This is a genomic window from Paenibacillus thermoaerophilus, assembly GCF_005938195.1.
In the GTDB taxonomy this organism is placed as follows: Bacteria; Bacillota; Bacilli; order Paenibacillales; family Reconciliibacillaceae; genus Paenibacillus_W; species Paenibacillus_W thermoaerophilus.
In genome coordinates, this window is the sequence record NZ_VCQZ01000010.1 from 32,018 (window position 1) to 53,315 (window position 21,298).

18 protein-coding genes are annotated in these 21,298 nt (G+C 60.2%); 9 read left to right on the top strand and 9 right to left on the bottom strand.

Annotated elements, in window-relative coordinates:
* Positions 1-57 precede the first annotated feature (57 nt).
* Positions 58-756, top strand: coding sequence for a response regulator transcription factor (locus tag FE781_RS08660; RefSeq protein ID WP_138789221.1), 699 nt, complete (start codon positions 58-60; stop codon positions 754-756).
* On the opposite strand, the gene FE781_RS08665 is transcribed toward FE781_RS08660, so the two are convergent.
* Both FE781_RS08665 and FE781_RS08670 read right to left on the bottom strand, forming a co-directional pair.
* Positions 729-6,005, bottom strand: a complete 5,277-nt coding sequence (locus tag FE781_RS08665) for an AAA family ATPase (RefSeq protein WP_170209475.1) — start codon at positions 6,003-6,005, stop codon at positions 729-731. The genes FE781_RS08660 and FE781_RS08665 overlap by 28 nt on opposite strands.
* 187 nt (positions 6,006-6,192) lie before the next feature.
* The gene (locus tag FE781_RS08670; RefSeq protein ID WP_138789223.1) at positions 6,193-7,551 is read right to left on the bottom strand and encodes a sodium-dependent transporter; all 1,359 of its coding nucleotides are present in this window, start codon (positions 7,549-7,551) and stop codon (positions 6,193-6,195) included.
* A 292-nt stretch (positions 7,552-7,843) separates the two neighbouring features.
* Here FE781_RS08670 and FE781_RS08675 point away from each other — a divergent pair, with 292 nt between their 5' ends.
* Both FE781_RS08675 and FE781_RS08680 read left to right on the top strand, forming a co-directional pair.
* Positions 7,844-8,323, top strand: coding sequence for a DUF485 domain-containing protein (locus tag FE781_RS08675; RefSeq protein WP_342774295.1), 480 nt, complete (start codon positions 7,844-7,846; stop codon positions 8,321-8,323).
* Positions 8,320-9,906 (top strand): solute symporter family protein, encoded by a 1,587-nt coding sequence (locus FE781_RS08680; RefSeq protein WP_138789224.1) that lies wholly within the window; start codon positions 8,320-8,322, stop codon positions 9,904-9,906. The genes FE781_RS08675 and FE781_RS08680 overlap by 4 nt, the downstream gene beginning before the upstream one ends.
* Before the next feature lie 101 nt (positions 9,907-10,007).
* Here FE781_RS08680 and FE781_RS08685 read toward each other — a convergent pair whose 3' ends face one another.
* Positions 10,008-10,448 (bottom strand): CBS domain-containing protein, encoded by a 441-nt coding sequence (locus FE781_RS08685; protein ID WP_138789225.1) that lies wholly within the window; start codon positions 10,446-10,448, stop codon positions 10,008-10,010.
* Between the two features lie 9 nt (positions 10,449-10,457).
* Positions 10,458-11,051, bottom strand: coding sequence for a TetR/AcrR family transcriptional regulator (locus FE781_RS08690; protein WP_138789226.1), 594 nt, complete (start codon positions 11,049-11,051; stop codon positions 10,458-10,460).
* A gap of 260 nt (positions 11,052-11,311) precedes the next feature.
* Here FE781_RS08690 and FE781_RS08695 point away from each other — a divergent pair, with 260 nt between their 5' ends.
* A complete protein-coding gene (locus FE781_RS08695; RefSeq protein WP_138789227.1) occupies positions 11,312-14,209 on the top strand; it encodes an MMPL family transporter in 2,898 nt (965 codons plus the stop codon).
* A gap of 99 nt (positions 14,210-14,308) precedes the next feature.
* On the opposite strand, the gene FE781_RS08700 is transcribed toward FE781_RS08695, so the two are convergent.
* Complete coding sequence (locus FE781_RS08700; RefSeq protein ID WP_138789228.1) at positions 14,309-14,572, bottom strand: hypothetical protein; 264 nt, start codon at positions 14,570-14,572, stop codon at positions 14,309-14,311.
* 125 nt (positions 14,573-14,697) lie between these two features.
* Between FE781_RS08700 and FE781_RS08705 the strand changes: the two genes are divergently transcribed.
* Together FE781_RS08705 and FE781_RS08710 are read left to right on the top strand one after the other, a co-directional pair.
* On the top strand, positions 14,698-15,369 hold the full coding sequence (locus tag FE781_RS08705; protein WP_138789229.1) for an SOS response-associated peptidase: 672 nt from the start codon (positions 14,698-14,700) through the stop codon (positions 15,367-15,369).
* 59 nt (positions 15,370-15,428) lie between these two features.
* The gene (locus FE781_RS08710) at positions 15,429-15,686 is read left to right on the top strand and encodes a hypothetical protein (protein WP_138789230.1); all 258 of its coding nucleotides are present in this window, start codon (positions 15,429-15,431) and stop codon (positions 15,684-15,686) included.
* On the opposite strand, the gene yyaC is transcribed toward FE781_RS08710, so the two are convergent.
* Together yyaC and FE781_RS08720 are read right to left on the bottom strand one after the other, a co-directional pair.
* Entirely contained in the window at positions 15,683-16,195 is a 513-nt protein-coding gene (gene yyaC, locus FE781_RS08715) for a spore protease YyaC (protein ID WP_138789231.1), read from the bottom strand. The two genes, FE781_RS08710 and yyaC, sit on opposite strands and share 4 nt — an antisense overlap.
* On the bottom strand, positions 16,192-16,413 hold the full coding sequence (locus tag FE781_RS08720; RefSeq protein WP_138789232.1) for a DUF1128 domain-containing protein: 222 nt from the start codon (positions 16,411-16,413) through the stop codon (positions 16,192-16,194). The genes yyaC and FE781_RS08720 overlap by 4 nt, the downstream gene beginning before the upstream one ends.
* Positions 16,414-16,784: 371 nt before the next feature.
* Between FE781_RS08720 and FE781_RS08725 the strand changes: the two genes are divergently transcribed.
* The 3 genes from FE781_RS08725 to glsA all read left to right on the top strand — a co-directional run bounded on the left by FE781_RS08725 (position 16,785) and on the right by glsA (position 19,534).
* Complete coding sequence (locus FE781_RS08725; protein ID WP_170209476.1) at positions 16,785-17,585, top strand: M23 family metallopeptidase; 801 nt, start codon at positions 16,785-16,787, stop codon at positions 17,583-17,585.
* Positions 17,586-17,614: 29 nt separating this feature from the next.
* On the top strand, positions 17,615-18,427 hold the full coding sequence (locus FE781_RS08730) for an alpha/beta fold hydrolase (RefSeq protein WP_246068114.1): 813 nt from the start codon (positions 17,615-17,617) through the stop codon (positions 18,425-18,427).
* A 156-nt stretch (positions 18,428-18,583) separates the two neighbouring features.
* Entirely contained in the window at positions 18,584-19,534 is a 951-nt protein-coding gene (gene glsA, locus FE781_RS08735; protein ID WP_138789234.1) for a glutaminase A, read from the top strand.
* Between the two features lie 49 nt (positions 19,535-19,583).
* Here the strand turns inward: glsA and FE781_RS08740 are convergent, their stop codons facing one another.
* Together FE781_RS08740 and FE781_RS08745 are read right to left on the bottom strand one after the other, a co-directional pair.
* A complete protein-coding gene (locus FE781_RS08740) occupies positions 19,584-20,261 on the bottom strand; it encodes a DUF2642 domain-containing protein (protein ID WP_342774297.1) in 678 nt (225 codons plus the stop codon).
* Between the two features lie 205 nt (positions 20,262-20,466).
* Positions 20,467-21,216 (bottom strand): hypothetical protein, encoded by a 750-nt coding sequence (locus FE781_RS08745; protein ID WP_138789236.1) that lies wholly within the window; start codon positions 21,214-21,216, stop codon positions 20,467-20,469.
* Positions 21,217-21,298 lie beyond the last annotated feature (82 nt).

Sequence of the window (21,298 nt, forward strand, 5' to 3'; positions counted from 1 at the left end):
CCGGAAAAGAGGAAACCTCCGCCTCTTGTCGAATTGCAAAAATAGGAGGTGCGTCATATGGCTCGGGAACGAATTCTTGTCATCGACGACGAACCGGAGATCAGCGAGCTGATACGCCTGTATCTGACGAGAGAACAATACGAAGTATACACCGCTCCGAACGGACAATATATCGAAGAGCAGATCCGGTCCTTCTGTCCCGATCTGATTATCCTGGACATTTTGATGCCGGGCGCGGACGGCTTGGAGCTGTGCCGGCAAATCCGCAAATGGACCAACGTCCCCGTTATTTTCGTCAGTTGCAAAGCGGAAGATACCGACAAAATCGTCGGGCTGACCGTCGGCGGAGACGACTACATCACGAAGCCGTTCAGCCCCGGCGAGCTGGTCGCCCGCGTCAAAGCGCAGCTTCGGCGGCAATCGATGCTCCCGGGGCACAATCGGCCGAAGACGCTCGTCTTCGGAGATCTGACGGTCGACTTGTCCGCGCACGAAGTGAAAATCGGCGGACAGACGGTTCCCTTGTCCGCGACCGAATTCAGCCTCGTCGTCAAAATGGCGGAGCAGCCGGGGCGGGTATTTTCCATCGACGAGCTGTTCGACCTGATATGGGGCGCCGATCATATGGGCGATACCCGAACGGTTATGGTACATATCAGCAACCTGCGCAAAAAAATCGAACCTACTCCCGCCAATCCGAAATACATATTGACGGTCCGCGGCGTCGGCTATAAATTCTCGACCGCGGCCGATTGACCCGGGCGCTTCCGCACGGGCAAGGTAAAATAAAAGACGCTGCCTTGCCCCGGTTCACTTTCGGCCCAGATTTCTCCGTCGTGCAGCGTGACGATCTCCCGCGCGATCGCCAATCCGAGTCCGCTGCCCCCTCCTTCGGCGGTGCCGCGGGATTTCGACCCCCGGTAAAATCTCTCGAAAATATGCGGCAAATCATGAGCCGCTATGCCGCTGCCCGTATCCGCGACCTGAATCAGCACGTATTCCCCGTCAGCCTCCAGCCTGGCCGAAACCCTAATCTGCCCGCCCGAAGGTGTGTATCGAAGCGCATTGTAGAGCAGATTGTCGTACACTTGGCCGATGCGCTGCTCGTCCGCAACCACCTGGACACCGTCCAGCGACTCGTCGATGTCGAGGCGGTAGCCGACTCCCGCCTCCAACGTGTCCAGCTCGTGCTTCTGGAACATCTCGCGGATCATCTCCGCCGCCGGAACGGCTTTGCGGTTGAAATGCAGCTGCCGCGTCTCCATTTTGCTGAGCTGGAACAAATCTTTGATCAGGCGGCGAATCCCTTGAACCCGGGCAAGAACGATCTTCAAATATTTGCGGCGCGCCTCCGGATCGTCCACGACGCCGTCCAGAATCGCCTCCACGTACCCCTGTATCGAAGTGAGCGGCGTCCCGAGGTCATGGGAGATATTGGCGAACAGATTTCTTCTGGATTCCTCCATCCGGATGATTTCGTCCGTCCGCTCGTTGACCCGCTTTTCCATCTCGGTATACAATCTCGCGTTGCGAATGGAAATGGCCGCCTGCGCCGCGATTATGCCGATCAGCGACTGGCGTTCGGCCGTAAACGCGTGCGTAGCCAGATTGTTCTCCAAATACATCAGGGCGGTTAATTGGCCCTGATGCACGACCGGCACGCAGCAGGCCGACTTCAAGCCGGTCCGCCTCACGTACGGGTCTCCCGTGAACAACCCGTCCTGCGAAGCGTAATCCAGCGTGACGGGTTCCATCGTGCGCATCACGTAATGAATCAGCGACTTCGGGATATTGTTCTCGTCCTCAAGCGGACGGGACAGCAACACCGACACCGTGCCCGCAGTGTCGGACGGCCGGCCGCCGGAACTCCAGCCGTCCGGGCTCGCTCTGCCTTCGGCTTCGATATGGTAGCCGTCGTCCTCCTTCAGAATCAGCAGCCCGCGTTCGGCGCCCGCCGTCTGCATAAGTACGCCCATCAGCTTTTGCAGCAGCCGCTCCAGCACGATCTCGCCCGAGATCGCCTGCGACGTCCGGATGATCGCCTTCAAGTCCAGACCGGGCGAGGAGTACAAGTTCGTGTGAGCGAAAGCCCCTTGCTCCCGTCCGGACGCGGGCAAGGCGGGGACGAGCTGCGGGTATGTCCGGGCAAGCTGCCGCGTCTTGGCGCGCGCGCCCCACCGGTCGTACGCCCGGACCGCCGCTTCCATCGCATCGCGGGCCAGCCGCTGCCGTCCGAGCTGCGCATAATAGAGCGCCGCGCGCTCGCAAGCGATCGCTTCGGCCTGCGTGAACCCCCCGCGCCTTGCGCTCGCAATCGCCCGCTCGTAAGCGTCGACCGCCCTTCGGTCGTCGTTCCGCAGGCGCATCCACTCGGCCTCGACAAGCGCAGACATGTGCTCGTAATTGTCCGGCGCGAACGCCGCCCACCGCCGAAGCTTGCGCCGAACGCGCCGCAGCCGGAGGACAAGGCCGGGCTTCCGGGCGGGGCCGGCTTGCCCGAGCAGCTCGGCAGCGATCAGGCCTTCATAAAAATAATGCTCCGGCACGTGAAACAGGCAGTGGCTCGCCCCTATCCGCTTGCCGGATTCCAGCGAACTCCGCCAAGCGTCCTCGTAACGGCCGAACAAATAGTGCAGCATCGCTTTTTTTATATGAAACACTTGAAGGACGATCTGATTGCACAGCTTCTCCAGTTCGTTAGCCAGAGCCGATTCGTCTCCTTCGTCCCGCTCCGGCTGCAAGCCGGGGCCGTCCGATTCCAGATGGCGCACGTACCGGTCGAGCACGTCCATCATATGGAGCGTCTCGCTGTTTTGGATACGCCGGAGAAACGGCTTGTGGCTGCCGATAAATTCGCGCAGCTCTTCCAGCGGCACGCCCTTGAATTCCAGCATCAGCAAAATATAGGTGATCGCGTACCCGGCAAATACGACGTCCCCGGACTGTATCCCCGTGTGATAGGAACGCCACAGATACGGGATGCTGGTCTCGATATGCCGGGTCCAATGGTTGATAAAAGCGCCGAAGGCGAAGTGAATCTTGCTGTCCAGCATCCTGCTCGGATAACGCTCGTTCAGCTTCAGGCTGAGCATTCCGTACGCTTCGCCCTGGCGGTACTGCCCCAGCCCCGAACCGAGCAGCATGCCCAAGGCGTTAAACGCGTTCGCCGATTCCGCGGACAGGCCGTGCTTCAAAGTCAATCCGATCATGTTCATCATCAGGAGCAGGTACAAATCCGGATTGACGAAATAGCTCGGCGTGCTTGCGTGCAGCATCAGACTGGCGAGCGCTTTGATTTCCGGATCGGTCATCACCGGGAGCTGCAATATGGACTGGGCCGGAGCGGACAGCCAATTTCTGCGGGTAGCGAGCAGCCCCTTCCATACATGCCGCCGGCGCACCCGCCTCGGCAGCCGGACGCCGAACGCCGCCAGCCCTTCCATCCCGATCCGGACCGCCTGCTCGTGCAAGCCTCTATGCAAGCACATGACAATCATGATGTTGTATACGTTCGCTCTCTCCTGCGGATTACGCGCCCTGCCGAGCAGATACGAGAACCATCTCTCCGCCTGCTCGAAGTTCCCCGATAAATAAGCGGCCTCCATATAACTCAAATGAAGCGAGAAGGCGAGGTCGAAATGCTCGTCCCAGGCGCGTTCGTCCAGACAAGCGATCCCGGCGCGCAAATATTCGGCGGCCGACGGATAAGCGGTGGCGCTTTTGGCCTTCAGTCCGGCTTCCAGGTTCAGCCCGGCAAGCCGAAGACGCTCGCTCTCGTCGTGAATCCATTCCCGTCCGGCATTCAGATGATTCACGATCTCGAACAGGCGGTCGTCGATGGCTTCCGCCCGGTTCCATTCCTTCAGCAAAAGCCATCCCGCCGCCAGACGGTAAGAGCGGGCGACCGCATCCGGATTCCGGTGGTAGCAATACTCGCGGATTCGGTCGTGCAAAAACCGGTACTCAGCCGAGCGTTCGGTCGCGGCTCCCGCGGAATGCCCGGGCGGCTCGGCTCCCGCGAGGCCGAAGCCCGTCCCTGCGGGCGCGATCAACCGCAGCCGCACCGCGTCGCGAAGCAGCGTCTGCGCTTCGCTCTCCCGCATACGCGTCAGGGCCGCAACATGCGCCGAAGAAAACTCGTAGCCGATACAGGCGGCCGCTTGCAGCAGATGGCGCGCCTCGGGCGACAGCCGCTCCAGCTTCTCCCCGATGAGACGGATCACGTGATCGGAGAGGTTCATCGCCTCCAGCGATTCGGAATCCCACTCCCAGCATTCGCGTTCGTAATGAAACCGGACAAGTCCCCGGTCGTGCATCACTTCCAGAAACTGCTTCACGAAAAAGGGATTGCCCCCGGTCTTGTCCGCGACAATCGCCGCCAATTCGCGGCAGCCCTCCAGCTCGGTCCGCATCGTCTCGGCGAGAAGTCTGGCGATATCTTCGGCAGCGAGCCGCCCCAGCGCGATCCACGAACAGGCGGGGACTTGAAGCAGCTCCGGCACGAGTCCGGACAGGAGCGGATGGTCGCCGGCCTCCTCCGTCCGGTAAGTTGCGGCAAGCAAAAAGGACCCGACCGGCGACTCCTTCGCCAGTTCGCCCAGCAGCTCCAGGGAGCCGTCGTCGGCCCAATGGATGTCGTCCAGCAGCAGGACGAGAGGTTTCTCCCGCGTCGCGATCCGTTCCAGAAGGCTGCGGAACATGTCATGCAGCCGATGCCTGTTCTCGGCCGCGGGAAGGCGTTCCGCGTCCGGCTGCTTGCCGATCACCAGCTCCAGCTCGGGAATCAGCCCGGTGAGCGCCTGCCCGCTGGATACGGCGAGCTCCGTCAGCTTGGCGCGCCAAACCGCAAGCTGCTCCTCCCCGCCGGCGAGCAATTGCCGCACCCACTGCTGCAGGGCGGATGTCCATCCGCTGTAAGGAACGTCGCGCCGAAACGGGTCGAACTTGCCGGAGACGAACAACCCGCCCGAGGCGGCCCGCTTCAATTCCATCGCCAGACTCGATTTGCCGGCGCCGGCCGTTCCCGAGATCAGGACGCACGCGAACGAGCCCGAGGCGGCGCGCGCATAAGCGGCCTGCAGCTCCGCCCATTCGCCATCCCGTCCGTAGAGCTTCTGCGGGATGGCGAAAATATCTTTCCGGTCCCGCTCGCCGATGGGGAACGGCTCGACGGAACCCGCTTCGCGAAGCGACCGGCGGCACCGTTCGAGGTCGGCCTCCAGGCCGAACGCGCTTTGATAGCGTTCCTCCGCCGTCTTCGCCATGCATTTCATGACGATATCGGACACGACTTGCGGCACGCCGGGCGCGAGCTGGTGCGGCGGCAGCGGCTGCTTGGCGATATGCGCGTGGATCAGGCCGATCGAATCGCACTCGGCGAACGGCAGCCTGCCCGTCAGCATCTCGTAGAAGGTGGCGCCAAGCGAATAAAAATCGCTCCGGTAATCGACAACGCGGCTGATGCGGCCCGTCTGCTCCGGAGACATATGCGTCAGCGTGCCCGCCGGAAGCTCGGGCGGCACCGGATCTTGGTGCTCACTGAGAAGCACCGACGCGACGCCGAAGCCCGTCAGCTTCACTTCCAGCGTCTCGGGATGAACGATGATGTTTTGGGGGTTGATATCCTTGTGCACGACCTTATGGCGATGCAGACGGCCGATGATGCGCGCCAGCTGCGCGGCCATGTCGAGAAAGACGGGAAGCGTCAGACGGCCGCAGCGCTTCAGCATCCGATGCAGCGACTCGCCGCCGAAGTCGTCGACGATGAGATAGGACACGTTAGCCGATTCCCTGAACTCGGCGGGCCTGACCACACCCTCGATCTCCAGGCTGCGGGCGATGTCGTACTCCCTCCGCAGACGGGCCGCATCCGCGCTTCGCGCGCCCAGCTTCAGCATCTTGACAATTCGATTGCGCCGCGTCTCCCGATGGCGAGCGCGGTATATCAGCGATTTGCTGCTTTCGTGCAGCAGCTCGATCGTTTCATAGTCGGGCAATCCGATCACGGCCGCTCTCCCTCTGGACAAATACCTAGAATACACTCCCATCATAACGGATCGGCGAGGCGTTGAACATCGGTCCTGCGCGATTCGGCGGTTGGTCGGTTTCCGCCGCGGCGATCGCTTGCGTTCCGTTTCTCCATAAAAAAAGAGCTCCGCAAAGGAGCTCTAGCCGACGCGGCATTCCCGCGCCTCAGATGATGCCGACCGAATACAAAAAGACCAGCACGATCAGAATCGGCGACACCAGCTTCATCAGAAACATCCAGACGCCGTTCCAGAAACCGGACAGTCCGGCTTCCTCTTTGGCCCGTTTCCACGCGTAACCGGTGAACAGCGATACGACCAGACCGCCGAGCGGCATCAATACGTAAGCGGCGGTGAAATCGTACCAGTCGAACAGCGTTTTGCCTCCGGGCTGAAAACCGCCGAATACGCCGCCGACGGACAACGCCGCCGGAATGCCGAACAGCAGACAAACCGCAGAAAGCACATACGCAGCTTTTTTCCGGCTCCACTTCCAATTGTTCATCGCATAGGCGACGGGCACTTCGATAATCGACACAGCCGACGTCACCGCGGCGATCGCCAGCAGCAGGAAGAACAGGCCGCCGAACAGAGAACCGAACGGCATCTGCGCGAACGCCGCCGGCAGCGCCATAAAGGCCAGTCCCACCCCTTCGCCGGGTTCCAGACCGTAAGAGAAAACCGTCGGAAAGATGACCAGCCCGGCAATAAACGCGTACAGCAAATCGCCGATGCCGACGGCCACCGTCGCCACCCCCAGCGATTGCTTCCGGCTGACGTACGAGCCGTACGTCAGCATGCAGCCCATGCCCAGCGACAGCGAAAAAAAGGCGTGCCCGAGCGCCACCAGCACCGACTCCGCGCTCAGCTTGCCGAAATCCGGCCACAGAAAAAATTGAACCCCTTCGCCCGCGCCGGGCAGCGTCAGGGAACGAACCATCAGCAACAGCAGAATCAGCAGAAAACCGGGCATCAAAATTTTATTGAACCGCTCGATGCCGCCGGACACGCCCTTGGCGATGATCCAGGCGCAGCCCGCCATGACGACGACTTGCCAGAGCACCGGCCAGTAGCTTCCCGCAAACGTCTCGAACTTGCCGCGGAAATCGTCGCCGCCGCGAAACAACACGCCCGCGAACGACTCCACCGTGTAATGCAGCGTCCATCCGGCCACTACCGTATAATAGGACATGATCACGAAGGCGCACAGCACGGACATCAGCCCGAACAAACGCCAGTATTTGCTTCCGGTCAGGTTGAACATCGCCGTCGCCGAATCGCCCCGGCCGCCCCGGCCGATCGTCATCTCCGCCAGCAGAATGGGCAAGCCGATCAGGATCAGACTGACAATAAACAACAGAAAAAACGCGCCGCCGCCATATTCGCCGGTGATGTAAGGGAATTTCCACATATTGCCCAGTCCGACCGAACTGCCGATCGCCGCCACGATAAATCCGACCGAGCTGAACCGTTCCGGATGATCGCCGCGAGGGGCCTGATGATTATTGGATGTTTGCGTATTCATAATCGTCCCCCGGTATAAATTTAGATTTGTGCAAAAATTCAATGTTATTATGAATTATTTTCCTTGTATTCGGCATACGAAGCCGTTCTTTTGGGCGCCCCTTTCCTCTCCTCCGGTTCCCGGTCGTCAGCGGCTGTCGCGTCCCGCCCTCCTTTTTCTCCTTATGCGCCGCCTTGTTCGCCGTCCCGTTGCGACTTTCGCTTTCTTGCTTTAGTGTACGGGCGTTTTCGACAAGATTCAACTGTTTTTTTAAGGCTGAACGACTCGCCGGGCTTCGGGCGGGGCACGAGGCATGCCGCGCGTTAACAAAGGATCGCCGTTTCCGCGCCCCTATTCTGAATCATCTCAATATTATGTTGACAACCCGATTGTTTTTACTTACAATAATTGGGAGATCGAACGAAGAGGAGTGAACCGAATGGGGCAAGACCTCCAACGAAAAAGCGGTGAAAAAAACGCAGGCTTGGATTATGAAGCGATTGCGGCCAGCAGCAAGTTCAGGCAATTAATCTCCTCCAAGAAAAAACTGATCGTCCCCCTGACCCTACTCTTTCTCGCCTTCTACTTCACGCTCCCGATTCTCACATCGTATACCAAGATTCTGAATCAGCCGGCCATCGGAGATATTTCATGGGCTTGGCTGTTCGCCATCGCCCAGTTCATCATGACTTGGATTCTCTGCACGGTCTATGTCAAGAAAGCCGCATCCTTTGACCGCTTAGCCGAAGAAGTTCTGACCGAATTTACCGAAAAAGGAGAACAAGCAAAATGAATGCAACGGTCATCATCCTGTTTTTAAGCATCGTCGCCATTACTCTGGTCGTAACTTATATCGCGGCTAAGCAAACCCGAACCACAAACGAATTTTATACGGCCGGCGGCGGTCTGACCGGTTGGCAGAACGGCTTGGCCATCGCGGGCGATTATTTGTCCGCCGCATCCTTTCTCGGCATCGCGGGGATGATTGCTCTAAGCGGATTTGACGGATTTTTTTACAGCATCGGATTTTTGATCGCCTACTTGGTGGTGCTGTTCCTGGTGGCGGAGCCTTTAAGAAATCTCGGCAAATATACGCTTGCCGATATGATCAGCGCCAGATTCGATGCGAAGAAAGTGCGGGGAGTAGCGGCCGTTAACACCATTATGATCGTGATCTTTTACATGATCGCCCAGTTGGTCGGCGCAGGTGCGCTCATTCAGTTGTTATTCCATATCGATTATTGGCTTGCCGTCTTAATTGTAGGCGTCATGATGACGATTTACGTCATCTTTGGCGGAATGATCGCAACAAGTTGGGTACAGATTATAAAAGCGGTCTTGTTGATGGCCGGAACGGTCGTCATCTCTTTTCTGGTCTTGGCCAAATTCGATTTTAATCTGTTGTCCATGTTCCGGGAAATGAAAGCGGTTACTCCATTAGGCGCCGACTATTTAAATCCGGGCGTCAAATATAAAGATCCTTTGGATACGCTTTCGTTGATGATCGCCCTTGTCCTCGGAACCGCAGGACTGCCGCATATTCTGATGCGCTTTTTCACCGTAAAAGACGCAAAAACCGCCAGAAGCTCGGTCAACACGGCAACCTGGATCATCGGGATCTTCTATATTTTGACGATCTTTCTGGGATTCGGAGCAGCCGCTTTTGTCGGCGCTGAAAAGATCAAAGAACAAAATGCGGCGGGCAATATGGCGGCCCCTCTGCTCGCCGAAGCGTTGGGCGGGGATTTCCTGATGTCGTTTGTCTCGGCCGTCGCATTCGCAACCATCCTTGCCGTTGTTGCCGGACTCGTTCTATCGGGCGCCTCGGCATTCGCCCACGACATCTACAGCCAAATTATCAAAAAAGGCAAGGCAAGCGAAAAGCAACAAATGCTGGCGGCCAAATACGCATCTCTGGGAGTGTCCGTCGTCTCCATCCTGATTGCTTTGGTTGCGCAGAAAATGAACGTAGCCTTCCTGGTTTCCCTCGCTTTTTGCGTTGCGGCCAGCGCCAATTTGCCGGTTATCTTGTGTACGATCTATTGGCGGCGATTTAACACGGCAGGGGCGATTACAGGGATGCTCTCCGGATTGATCTCTTCTTTAATCATCGTATTTTTCAGCCCGAACGTATTCTCGCCGGTTGAAGGCGCCGCTATCCTCGTAGGCGAACCGTTCTTCACGCTCACGAACCCGGCCATCATCTCCGTGCCGCTCGGCTTCATCGGCGCCTACTTGGGGACTATTCTGTCCCGCGAGCATGATCTGAAGCGTTTTACCGAGGTGGCGGTAAAGGCCAACACGGGAATCCGCGAGGGAGAATATGTCCGGCCAACCCGAATTGAAGCGACCCGTCAACAAGATATTTCGACGTAAGCAAGCGTTCTTAGCGGTACAGACAACGACGGTTCCCATTACGGGAACCGTCGTTTTGTTAATGAGGCCCTATGGAGGACAATGCGGCCCGGACTCAGCCGTCACGTTTCGGTCGATGCGCCGCGTCCATGCGGCTGCAATTCCCTCAGCATATCCGCGCAATAGTCCAAAATATCGCTGCGCCGCACGATGCCGATAAACTTGTTCTGGTCGTCGACTACCGGCACGAAGTTTTGCACTTTGGCCAGACTGATCAGATCCGAGATTTGCGAGTCGATCCGCACCGGCTGCACGCGCATGCGCAGCGGCACATCCGACAGTTTCTTCTGATGCACGTTGTCGAAATTCACTTCCGGATGATCCTTCATATACCAGAGCAGATCGCCTTCGGTGACGGTCGCGACGTACTCGCCGGTGTCCGTCAGCACCGGAACGGCCGTGAAACGGTGATGCTCCATCTTTTCGATCGTCTGCCGCAGCGTGGCCCGCTCCGACACGTAAGCGACTTCTTGTTTGGGAAGCAGGAAAAATGCGATATTCATCGGACAATCTCAACCTTTCGTCTCTGGAGAGAGGCCTTGAAAGAAAAAATCGAAAGAAACCGAAAGACGTTCCGCCAGCGTCTCGTCCGGCTCGTCGGAAGAAGCCCATAACAGGAGAACGCCGTAAAACGTCTGGAGCGCCAGTTCCGCAAGAAGTTCCGGCGGCAGCTTCGCCGATATGTCTCCCCGCTCCTGTCCTTCGCGCATGACGGCCGCGATCGCGGACAACATCTCCCGGTTGCCCTCCTCGAAGATCCGGGCGGCCTTGCCCGTCCCCAACCATCCTTGTATCAAGGCTTTGGAGATCGGCTTCGTGAAATAAATGCGCTGGGCGATCAACTGAAGGAGCCCCCGCAGCCTCGGAATCAGCGGCCCCGGCTTTCCGATCACCTTCAGAATCTCTTCATGCGCCCAATCCTGGGTTTGTTCGCACAGCACGTCTTCTTTGTTGTCGAAATAATTAAAAAAAGTGCCTTTGGCTACGCCGGCCCGCTCTGTAATCTGGGCTACCGTCGTCGCTTCGAAGCCTTGCTCCGCAAACAGATGAAGAGCCGCTTCGATCAGCCGCGAACGGGTTTCCAGCTTTTTTTGTTCCCGGTTCATGATTCGGTTCTCCCTCCCGATGGGCCGCAGTCGCTATTATTGTACAGCATGGCTGCCGCCGGGGTAAACCGACGGTTTTGACCATCGGTCATTATTTTGTCTATGAACCTCTCCATTTTTGAAAATAAATTAGTATTATCAAACAAAACAAATATTGACCTACGGTCACTTATTGGGTTATAACAAGTTCAGGGAAACGATAAAACAACGTCCCGCCGCGACTCGGCAGCGGGCCGCGGCATCAAGGAGGAGAGAACCGCATGGAACGATGGTGGAACGTGATCGCCCGGTACCGCTGGATGGTGGTCGTCGTCTGGGTGCTCGCAGCCGGAACGGCGACGCTGGTCTTCCCGTCCATCCAGGATACGGTGCGCAGGCAAGAGAATACGATGATGCCCGCCGATTCCGAATCGGCGGCGGCCCGGGCTGTTCTCAGGCAGCTTAACCCGGATTCCGAAGCGGCGTCGAGCGCCGCGGTCGTCATCAGCCGGGACGGAGGTCTTCTGCCGGGCGACAAGGACTGGCTGAGAGCCAAATCGGACGAATGGCTGCGGCGCAAGGATGAGCTTGGCATCGTCAGCGTCCTCACCGCCTTCGACCGGCCGGAGATGGAAGCGAAGTTCATCAGCGGCGACGGCACCACGATGCTGATGACCGTTGACCTGCCGAAGCCCGATTACGATCCGGCCACCCAGGATACCGTTCGGGCGCTTCAGAAGGAAATCGGGGACGCTCCCCAGGGGCTGTCCGTCCATCTGACCGGCAGCGCCCCTATCTCGCTGGAATACATGCAATCCTCCGAAGAAGGATTGAAGAAGACCGAGATATTGACCGTCGTGCTCGTGCTCGGCATTCTGCTCGCCGTGTTCCGGTCGCCGGTCGCTCCTTTTGTGCCGCTTGTGACGATCGCCCTCTCTTTCCTGCTGTCGGCGGGTATCGTCGGGCTTGCGGCGACCTGGGGACTCCCGGTATCGAGCTTCACCCAATCGTTCCTGATCGCCGTTTTGTTCGGCGCGGGCACCGACTATTGCATTTTGATGATCCACCGGTTCCGCGAGGAGCTCGGTCGCGCGCCGGATCGTCTCGAAGCGCTGATCCGCACGATGCGCACCGTCGGCAAAACCGTCGTTTACTCCGCCAGCACGGTGTTGATCGCGTTTTTCCTGATCGGCTTCGCTCAATTCGGGCTGTACCAGTCGGCCGTCGGCGTCGCCGTCGGCATGGCCGCGACGCTGCTCGCCGCCTTGACCCTCGCTCCCGCCCTGATGCTTATACTCGGTCCGCGGATGTTCTGGCCGGCGCGCATCGGCTCGGGTGCGAGCCACGGCGAGTCGAAGCTGTGGGGGCGCATGGGCAGCCTCGTAGCCAAACGTCCGCTCGCCGTGCTGCTCGCGACGGTTCTGGCGCTCAGCCCGCTGACGCTGCTGTTCGACGGCAAGCGCTCCTTCGACGATCTGGCCGAGATCGATCCCAAGCTCGGCTCCGTCGTCGGCTTCCGCAAAATCGAAGAGAAGTTCTCTGCCGGCGAAGTGTTCCCCGTCACGATAGCCGTTCAGGCCGACAAGTCGCTCCGCACGCCCGAAGGCATCGCCGCCATCGAGGAAGCGAGCGACGCCGCTTCGCGGATCTCCGCCGTGAAGGAGGTCCGCAGCGTCTCGAGGCCGCTGGGCGAACGCATACGCGAGCTTACGGTTTCCGATCAATTGGCCAAAACCAACGAAGGACTGGCGGACATCCGCGACGGCATAAGCAAGGTGTCGGCCGGTCTTGAGGATGCGGCGGCGCAGACCGAGAACGGCATCGGCGGCATCCGGCAGCTTCAGCAAGGACTGGAGCGGCTGGCCCGCGAAGCCGACGGCGCACAGAACGGCCTGCGGCAAGCCGCATCGGGACTGCGGAGCCTGGAGGCCGCGGCGAAGCAATCGGCCGACGGGGCCGGGCAGCTCCACGGCGTCGCGCAATCGATGGCCGCGGATCTCGATTCCTTGGCCACCAGCTTCCCGGAGCTCGCAGCCGATCCCGGCTACCAGGCACTGGTCGCCAAACAGCGCGGCCTCGCCGCCGGACTGGAGCAATCCGCGCAAGGGCTGCGGCAGCTTCAGGACGGTCTGTCCCGGATCGCTCCCGGCGTGTCCGCCGCGGCGGACGGCCTCGGCCAAATGGCCGACGCCCAGCGCCAAGCGTCGTCCGGCGTCGCCGAGATGACGGGCAAGCTCGGCGGGATGGCGGGCGGCCTGCGGGAAGCGGCCGGGGCGCTGAAGCAAATGGACGGCGGCCTCGGTCAAGTTCTGGAGGCGCAAGGCGGCATCGCGGAGCAAGGCAGCCGCCAGATCGAAGGCTGGTATCTGCCGGCAAGCGCACTCGAGTCCGAGCAGATGAAAGCGGCGCTCGACTTTTACATGTCGCCGGACGGCAAAACGACGAAAATCGAGGTCGTGCTGGCGATCAACCCGTACTCGGCCGAGGCGATGTCCTACGTCGACGAGATCCGCTCGGCCGTCCGGCAAAGCCTCTCGGCCGCCGGCATCGAAGGCGCCGTCGTGAAGGCGTCCGGCGTCACCGCGCAATATCACGAGCTGCAGGGCATCACCGAAAAAGACTTTGTCCGCACGGCCTTGCTGGTTGTCGCCGGAATCTTCGTCATTCTCGCTCTGATGCTGCGCTCACTGTCCGCGCCCGTGTACATCCTGCTGTCGCTTGGCCTGAACTATTTCGCGACGATGGGCCTTCTCGAATACATCTTTGTCCAGTGGCTCGGATATCCGGGCTTGTCCTGGACGGTATCGTTCTTCGTCTTCCTGATTCTTGTCGCGCTCGGAGTCGATTACTCGATCTTCCTCATGGCGCGTTTCCGGGAAGAATACGAGCCCGGCGGCACGGCCGCGGCCATGCGCAAAGCGATGGCTTCGACCGGAGGCGTCATCGTGTCGGCGATGTTCATTATGGCCGGCACCTTCGCAGCCTTCCTCTATTCCGGCGTCGATACGCTGGTGCAGATCGGGACCGGAATCGTCATCGGCCTGTTCCTGTACGCGCTAGTCTTCATGGGTCTCGCGGTGCCCGCAATCGCCAACCTGCTGGGCGACGGCAACTTTCTCCAAGTCGGCTCGCCGCGTCCGGGCGCTGCGGAACGAATGAGGTCCTCGCTGGAATCCTGAATCCGTCCGCCGGCGCGTCTTCGCAACGCGCGCGCAGGCGCCCCGTCCGTAGGCCGGACGGGGCGCCTGCTTTTTTGCCGATATTGTGGTAGGCTTGTCTTAACCGGATCGCGCAAGAGGCACTTTCCGCTTCTGGTTGTCCCTGAACTCCTGGACCGGATCGATTGCAATATGGGGGTCCGGCAAGCCGCGGGCATCTTCCCATTCGCAGACGACGCCCGATTCGAGCCAGTCCCGGAACATCGGACATTTCCCGCAATACTCCTGCTTCTGCTTCTCGTCCAGCTTGACGATGCGGTTGCGCAGACAGCAGTAAATCTGGCCGTCTTCGTTCGCCTGATTGTGGTGCCGAGACCTTGGCATGCCCTTCACTTCCTCGATATACGGGGTGGTTGTTGAATATTCCCCATTATACGAACGCCGCGTTAAAAACGTACTCGAAATATGTAAGCGCGAAGATAAATTTTTCGACACAAGGAGGGATTCTCATGTGCGGAAGATATACGCTCGCGGCCGATCTGGCTGTTCTGCTTGCAAGATTCGACGTCGACGTGGCCGTCTGGCCGCACGAGCCCCGGTACAACATCGCTCCGGGCCAGCAAGTTCCGGCGATCGTCGAGACCGCTTCGGGGACCCGGCGGCTGGGCGCCCTGCGCTGGGGGCTCGTTCCCTCCTGGGCGAACGACCCCCGGATCGGCTCCCGGCTGCTGAACGCTCGGGCCGAGACGGCGGCGGCGAAGCCGGCGTTCCGGGATGCGCTTGCGCGCCGGCGCTGCCTGATCCCCGCCGACGGCTTCTACGAGTGGGACAAGCGGGGCGGCGGCAAGCAGCCCCTGCGGTTTCTGCCGAAGGACGGCGGACTGTTCGCGATGGCGGGCTTGTACGAGACGTGGACATCGCCGGACGGCGCCAAGCTTCACACCTGCACGATCCTGACGACCGCGCCCAACGAGCTGGTCGCCCCGATCCACGACCGGATGCCGGTTATCTTGTCCCCGGAGGCGGAGTCGCTCTGGCTGGACCGGCGGGTGACGGACGCTTCCGCCCTGGCCCCGCTGCTGAAGCCTTATCCGGGGGAACGCATGACCGCCTATCCCGTGAATCCGTCGGTCGGCCGCGTCGGCTTCGACGATCCGTCCTGTCTTCAGCCGCTCGCATAAGGGGCGGCCGGCGCGGGAACGCTATCCGCAAACCATGCAAAAAAAGGAGCGTTCCGCCCATGAGACGTCGCCCCCTGACGATCGCGTTCGCGGCGCTGGCCGTTTTGTTGTGCCTGGCCAACTACCTGCGGCTCGATCCCGACAATATTTATTTGTTTATGTTCAGCGTGCCGGTATGGATTATCGAGACGTTCTCGGACATCCACACCGTAAACGCCTATCTGCTGTATGCCCTGACGATCGCATCCTGGGCGCTGATCGGCTGGATCGGCGACCGGTTTCTATGGCAGGACCGCCGGAAAACTCCGTCCCCTTAATCTTTGACCGCCGAGACGACGGCGCGCACGATCGCCTCCGCCATGCCCATCACCCGATACAGCGAGGTCTGCTGCAGCACCGCGTAAGGCTTCGCTCCTTCCGCGTTGACGACACCCGCCACCGAGCAGTCCCCGATCGGAGGAAAGCCGCGGCCGAGCGACCGGCCGGGCTCCAGCGGCCCTCGGTACGCGACGAATTTGCCGACAGACGACGGATGGCCGAGACACGCGTCGATCGCGACGACGGAATAGCCCTCCGGCAGCTCCCGCAACCGGTCCAACAAATTGTCCGCGTCGCAGGGCGCTTCCAGCGTGCCGATCACAGGGCCGATTCCCGCGGCGGCAAGCCCGCTTCCGACAAGCGGGCCCAGCGCGTCGCCCGTCGACCGGTCGGTGCCGACGCATAAGTACGCAATCTCTTCCGGCTTGGCCAGCGATTGTCTCCACTCCCGCAAAAATTCCGCCAGTCCCCGCTCATCCAGCTTTTTGAGAAAGTCCCTTCCGCTCATCCTTTCAGATGTTTCAGCTCGTCGCACAACGCTTCGATTTCGCTGATGCTGAAGCGTTCCTTGCCCATGACGAGATCGTATAAGTCCTTGATGTCCGCGTAGTGGTCCAGCGAGAAATGCTCCGCCTTGATGGAGGCGGCTGTCGCGACGCGCAGCTTGCTCTTGATTCCCTCGATCATATGCGCCAGATGCTCCGGCGCCGGTACGTTCAAATCCACAGGTAAGCTCCCCTCCGTTCCCATCGGCGCATGCCTGCCCAGCGCACACGCTCTGCGTCCATTGTACCATTCCGGGGAAGGAAAACGAAACGTTCGCGGCGGAACCTCGCGTCCGGGGCTGCCGTCCACGCGCCCGGACGAGCCCGATCAGGGCGGCCTTGCGGGATGCCGGTATAAAGTCGCGGTTGGATTGACACCCTAAGTGGCGAATTGTGGCATCTCCGAAAGCGTGATAAGCTGAGAAGAAACGGCTCCCCTTTGTCGGCGGAGGGCATCGGCCGGTTCGCGAATCGCCCGGGAGCGTCCCGAAGCCGCCCGATCGGATGCTTGTTTAACCGAAAAATAACGACAGGATGGTCTTGCGTGTTCATATGAGTCGACAAAGATTCGGCAACCGCACCGCCTTCGGGCGGATACCCGGCTCCGGCCGGCAAATGTCGCGTTTGCCCGTAAGCAGAACCTGGCTCTGGGCGGGCAGCGGCGTTTTGACCGTCGCCGTGCTCGGCGGCCTGACGCTGTCCGCGATCGGCGCGAAGCAAGCGGAACAGGCCGTGCCGGTCGAGAGTCGGCTCGACCGGAGCGCGCTTCGGCTCGATTCGCCGGTTGCAAGCGGGAACAAACCGGTTAAGAAGCCGGAGGAAGAGCTGCCGACGCTGCCCGAACGGGCCGGAAGCGTCCAGATCCGGCGGGGGCAGGCCGCGGCCGAATGGCGAACCGCCGGGCTCCGGAACCGGATGAACATAAAGCTCGACGAGGCTGCCGCGATTCAGGAGCGGCATCGGCACACCCCCAATATTTGGCCGGCCGACAGTCGGCGGATCACCTCCGGATACGGGGTCCGCAAAGACCCGATCCATCACCGGCCGTCCTTTCACAACGGGCTCGACATCGCGGGCAAGACAGGCGATCCGGTCTACGCCGCCGCCGACGGGAAGGTGCTGGCGGCCGCCTGCGACCGGCTGAAAGGAAACTACGTGCTGCTGGAGCACGGGTACGGATGGCGAACGCTCTATATGCACTTGAGCGCAATCGAGACCGAGGCCGGAGCGCTCGTCGCCAAAGGCGATCGAATCGGCCGCGTCGGATCGACGGGCCGCAGCACAGGGCCGCATCTGCACTACGAAATTCATCAAAACGGCAAAACGGTGAATCCCGATTCGTATTTGCCGTAATCCGCCGAAAGGAGATGGGGGAAATCATCATGACCATAAGCAAAACGTTGGCAGACCGCAAACTGCCGATGGACGGATTCGAGCTCGCTTACGGCGAATTCGGCCAAGGCCGCCCTCTCGTGCTCGTTCACGGGTTTTGCGGCAGCTCCGCCTACTGGCGGTTAACCGCGCCTGAGCTGGCGCGTCATTTCCGCGTCATCACACCCGATCTGCGCGGTCACGGCGCGTCCGGTTTGCCGCAGAACGGCGGCTGTTCGATGGAAGAACTGGCCGGCGATCTGGCCCGATTAATCGAAAAGCTCGCGCTGGACCGGCCGATCGTGCTCGGCCATTCGCTGGGCGGGTACGCTGCGCTTGCGCTGGCCGAAACCCGAAGCGGCGTGCTGGGCGGATTCGGGCTCGTCCATTCGACGGCGCTGCCGGACAGCCCCGAGGCGCAGGCGAACCGGGATCGCGGCATCGCCCGCATTCGCGGGGAAGGGCTGCGCCCGTACGTCGAAGAGTTGGTGCCCAAGCTGTTTGCCCCGGAGCACCGGGAATCGATGGCCGATACGGTCCGCGAGATGATCGAAGCCGGTTGGGCGACGAATCCGGAGGGAGCCGTTCGCACGCTTGAGGGCATGAAGCGGCGCCCGGACCGGAGCGCGGTGCTGCGCGAGGCCGCCGTGCCCGTCCTGCTTGTCGCCGGCGAACGGGACGCCGTCGTGCCGCCGGAGCGCACCTTCGTGGCGGACGGACCGCATATACGCGCCGTTCGTTTGGCCAAAGCCGGGCACATGGGCATGCTGGAGACGCCAGATGAACTGGTCGCCGCCATCCGGTCGTTCGCCGAGGGCGTGTAGCCCTTCATCTGAACCGTCCCTTCCGCAAACCTCCCTTCCCCGAGGGAGGTTTGGTCATGGTCGCGGCCGAACGCATCCGGCGCGGGATATAGGCGTCCCGGCGCCGATGTTGTACAATGGTGGAAAAACCGATGCGTTCAGAGAGGAGCTCCCGCCATGTCCCCAGACCCCCAATTGCAATCGCTCCGCGAGCGGCTGCCCCAATGGATGGACGCCAGCCGCGGCAAAGCGGCGGAAGGCCGCGTCGCTTCCTATATTCCGGAGCTTGCCAAAGCGCCTGCCGACGCTCTGGGCGTATGCGTGCTCGCGGCCGATGGTTCGTCCGTGTTCGCGGGCGATTGCGGGCTGCCGTTCACGATGCAGAGCATCTCCAAGGTGTTCACCCTGCTGCTTGCGCTCAAGGACAAGGGCGAGACGGGCGTCTTCGCCCGAGTCGGCATGGAGCCGACCGGCGACGATTTCAACTCGATGCTGAAGCTCGAGCTCGTCGAGCCCGGCAAGCCGTTTAACCCGCTGATTAACGCGGGGGCCATCGCCGTCACTTCCTTGATCGACGGCGCCACGCCCGCCGATAAATTTTCCCGGGTGCTGGCTTTTTTCCGCGAGGTCGCGGACGACCCGACGCTGGACTACAACGAAGCGGTCTACCATTCCGAATCGGCGACGGCCCACCGCAACCGGTCGCTGGCGTATTTCTTGAAGGATAACGGCGTGTTGTCGGAGAATGACGAGGTCGAGGACGTGCTGGAGGTTTACTTCAAGCATTGCGCGGTTGAGACGACCTGCCGCAATCTGGCGCGCATGGCGCTTGTCCTCGCTTTCGACGGAACGGATCCGATCTCCGGCCGCGAGCTGATTCCCCGCCGCTACGTGCAGATCGCCAAGACGTTTATGGTCACCTGCGGCATGTACAACGCATCGGGGGAATTCGCCATCCGCGCGGGCTTGCCGGCGAAAAGCGGCGTGTCCGGCGGCATACTGACGCTGGTCCCGGGCCGCTTCGGCATCGGCGTCGTAGGGCCTTCCCTGAACGGCAAGGGCAACAGCATCGCCGGCGTCCACTTGCTGGAGACGATGTCGTCCCACTTCGACTGGAGCATATTCTAGACAAGAAACAGGAGAAGCTTCCCCTCCCGGGACAGCTTCTCCTTTTCATCTAGGGCATATGAACGGTTTTGACATGTTCGGCATGGAACAGCATGCTTTCCCCTTTGCTCGTCACCAACTCCAGCATCGGGTAATCGAAGGTTTTCAGCAAGCCGATCTTGTTCGGATTTTCGCCGAGATCAAGCACGACGAACTGGCCTTCGAGTTTTTTGAGCTGCTGGTCGAACGTGCGGGCAAGCGTTACGCCGACGGGCTGCAGCGGAAACCGTTCCTGATTCAGCGCATAAGGCGTGGCATCGGGCATATACGGAATCAAATATTTCAGATGCCGAAGCGAGACAAATACCGCATGAAACACCGGCGAATAGTACACGAAGTAATCGTTCATGATGCTTGTGACATACCCGTGCACGGACTGCTGGCCGGTAATATAAAGTTCGGTGAATACCCCTTTCGCGTTCATCAGCGTTTTCCGGTAAGACAGCTCGTTTTGGGGTTCGAACGGCGACTCGGCCGGCACCGTCCAGCCCAGATCCTTTTCGACGGACTCGGATCGGGACATGCGCTGGATGTGCAAGGTCGGCACATAGAGATATTCGGTGCCGTTATAGAGGACGATCAGATCGTTGCCCGTCTCGATCAGCTTGCCTCGAACCGGCGTTTTTTTCCCGGATATATCCAACTCCACGATCGATCCGACATAAGTCTGGAGCAATTCCTTCATCATTCATACACCTCCCGTTACTTCCGGACCCCGATCCCGCGGGATCGACCGCCATCGCAACTGGAGGCCGGATCTTCCGCGCGGCGACCGGGGGCAATCCCTCGTATGGCCCTGGTGTGGCGGCCGCATAGATCCTGCGGCCGCCGCGCGGATCCGCTTCCTTAGGGCTTTATTCCATGCTTGCCCGGCTGAATATCCTCTGCCCGGCTTAGCCCCGATATCCTTTTTTGCCGCTGCGGCTTTTTTTGCGTCCTTTGTCATGCTTGCCGCTTTTATCGTGACGATCGCTTTTTTTGGATTTGCCGTTCTTGCCGCTTCTGTGGTGCTTGCCGCTTCGGTCATGCTTGCCTCTGCTGTCGTACTTGCCGCTGTCATAACCGCCGCTTTTGTCGTACTTGCCGCTGCTGTCGCTTCTGTCGCTCTTATCGCTTCTGCTTTTGCCGCTTTTGTTGTCGCTTTTGTCGTGTTTACCGCTTTTGTTGCCGTCTTTGTCGTTTTTGCCGCTTTTGTTGCCGCCCTTCGATCCGTCCGACTTCCGGCCTCCGAACTTCAGGCTAACGGCTTTGACGTGGTATACGGCGATTTTGATGATGTCGTGGTTTTGCACCAGCGTGATCGTGTCGTCATTGATATCCGCAAGAAATCCCTCGCATTTTTCCGGTCCGTGACGGTTGACTTTGACGAATTTGTGCTTCAGTTTGTGAAGCAAATCGTGAAAGTTGTCGGCGCGAACCAGCTTCACGGCAAACGACTTGTGGCCTTTGGAGCCGCCGCTGTGATGCTCCGTGACGCTTTTGACGTGCTGCAGGTGAACGTAGCTGACGCCTTCGTCGCCGTACACCGTCACATAGTCGCTGCCCACGTCAATCAGGGTGCCTTCCATCGAATCTGGGCCGCCCCGGTTGATTTTAACGTGTTTCCCTACCAATTCCTTGCAATAAGATACCAGTCTGCTCATGGTCTTGTTGCTCCTCTCGGAATGTTGCTGGCCTTGACTTGGGCCGCTTGGAAGATTCAATCCGGCCGGACGCTCGGACGGA

Bases quoted from the DNA above. Each gene is read 5' to 3' on its own strand.
- FE781_RS08660 (WP_138789221.1), top strand. From the start codon at position 58: ATGGCTCGGGAACGAATTCTTGTCATCGACGACGAACCGGAGATCAGC.
- FE781_RS08670 (WP_138789223.1), bottom strand. From the start codon at position 7,551: ATGAATACGCAAACATCCAATAATCATCAGGCCCCTCGCGGCGATCAT.
- FE781_RS08675 (WP_342774295.1), top strand. From the start codon at position 7,844: ATGCCGCGCGTTAACAAAGGATCGCCGTTTCCGCGCCCCTATTCTGAA.
- FE781_RS08680 (WP_138789224.1), top strand. From the start codon at position 8,320: ATGAATGCAACGGTCATCATCCTGTTTTTAAGCATCGTCGCCATTACT.
- FE781_RS08685 (WP_138789225.1), bottom strand. From the start codon at position 10,448: ATGAATATCGCATTTTTCCTGCTTCCCAAACAAGAAGTCGCTTACGTG.
- FE781_RS08690 (WP_138789226.1), bottom strand. From the start codon at position 11,051: ATGAACCGGGAACAAAAAAAGCTGGAAACCCGTTCGCGGCTGATCGAA.
- FE781_RS08695 (WP_138789227.1), top strand. From the start codon at position 11,312: ATGGAACGATGGTGGAACGTGATCGCCCGGTACCGCTGGATGGTGGTC.
- FE781_RS08700 (WP_138789228.1), bottom strand. From the start codon at position 14,572: ATGCCAAGGTCTCGGCACCACAATCAGGCGAACGAAGACGGCCAGATT.
- FE781_RS08705 (WP_138789229.1), top strand. From the start codon at position 14,698: ATGTGCGGAAGATATACGCTCGCGGCCGATCTGGCTGTTCTGCTTGCA.
- FE781_RS08710 (WP_138789230.1), top strand. From the start codon at position 15,429: ATGAGACGTCGCCCCCTGACGATCGCGTTCGCGGCGCTGGCCGTTTTG.
- yyaC (WP_138789231.1), bottom strand. From the start codon at position 16,195: ATGAGCGGAAGGGACTTTCTCAAAAAGCTGGATGAGCGGGGACTGGCG.
- FE781_RS08725 (WP_170209476.1), top strand. From the start codon at position 16,785: ATGAGTCGACAAAGATTCGGCAACCGCACCGCCTTCGGGCGGATACCC.
- FE781_RS08730 (WP_246068114.1), top strand. From the start codon at position 17,615: ATGACCATAAGCAAAACGTTGGCAGACCGCAAACTGCCGATGGACGGA.
- glsA (WP_138789234.1), top strand. From the start codon at position 18,584: ATGTCCCCAGACCCCCAATTGCAATCGCTCCGCGAGCGGCTGCCCCAA.
- FE781_RS08740 (WP_342774297.1), bottom strand. From the start codon at position 20,261: ATGATGAAGGAATTGCTCCAGACTTATGTCGGATCGATCGTGGAGTTG.
- FE781_RS08745 (WP_138789236.1), bottom strand. From the start codon at position 21,216: ATGAGCAGACTGGTATCTTATTGCAAGGAATTGGTAGGGAAACACGTT.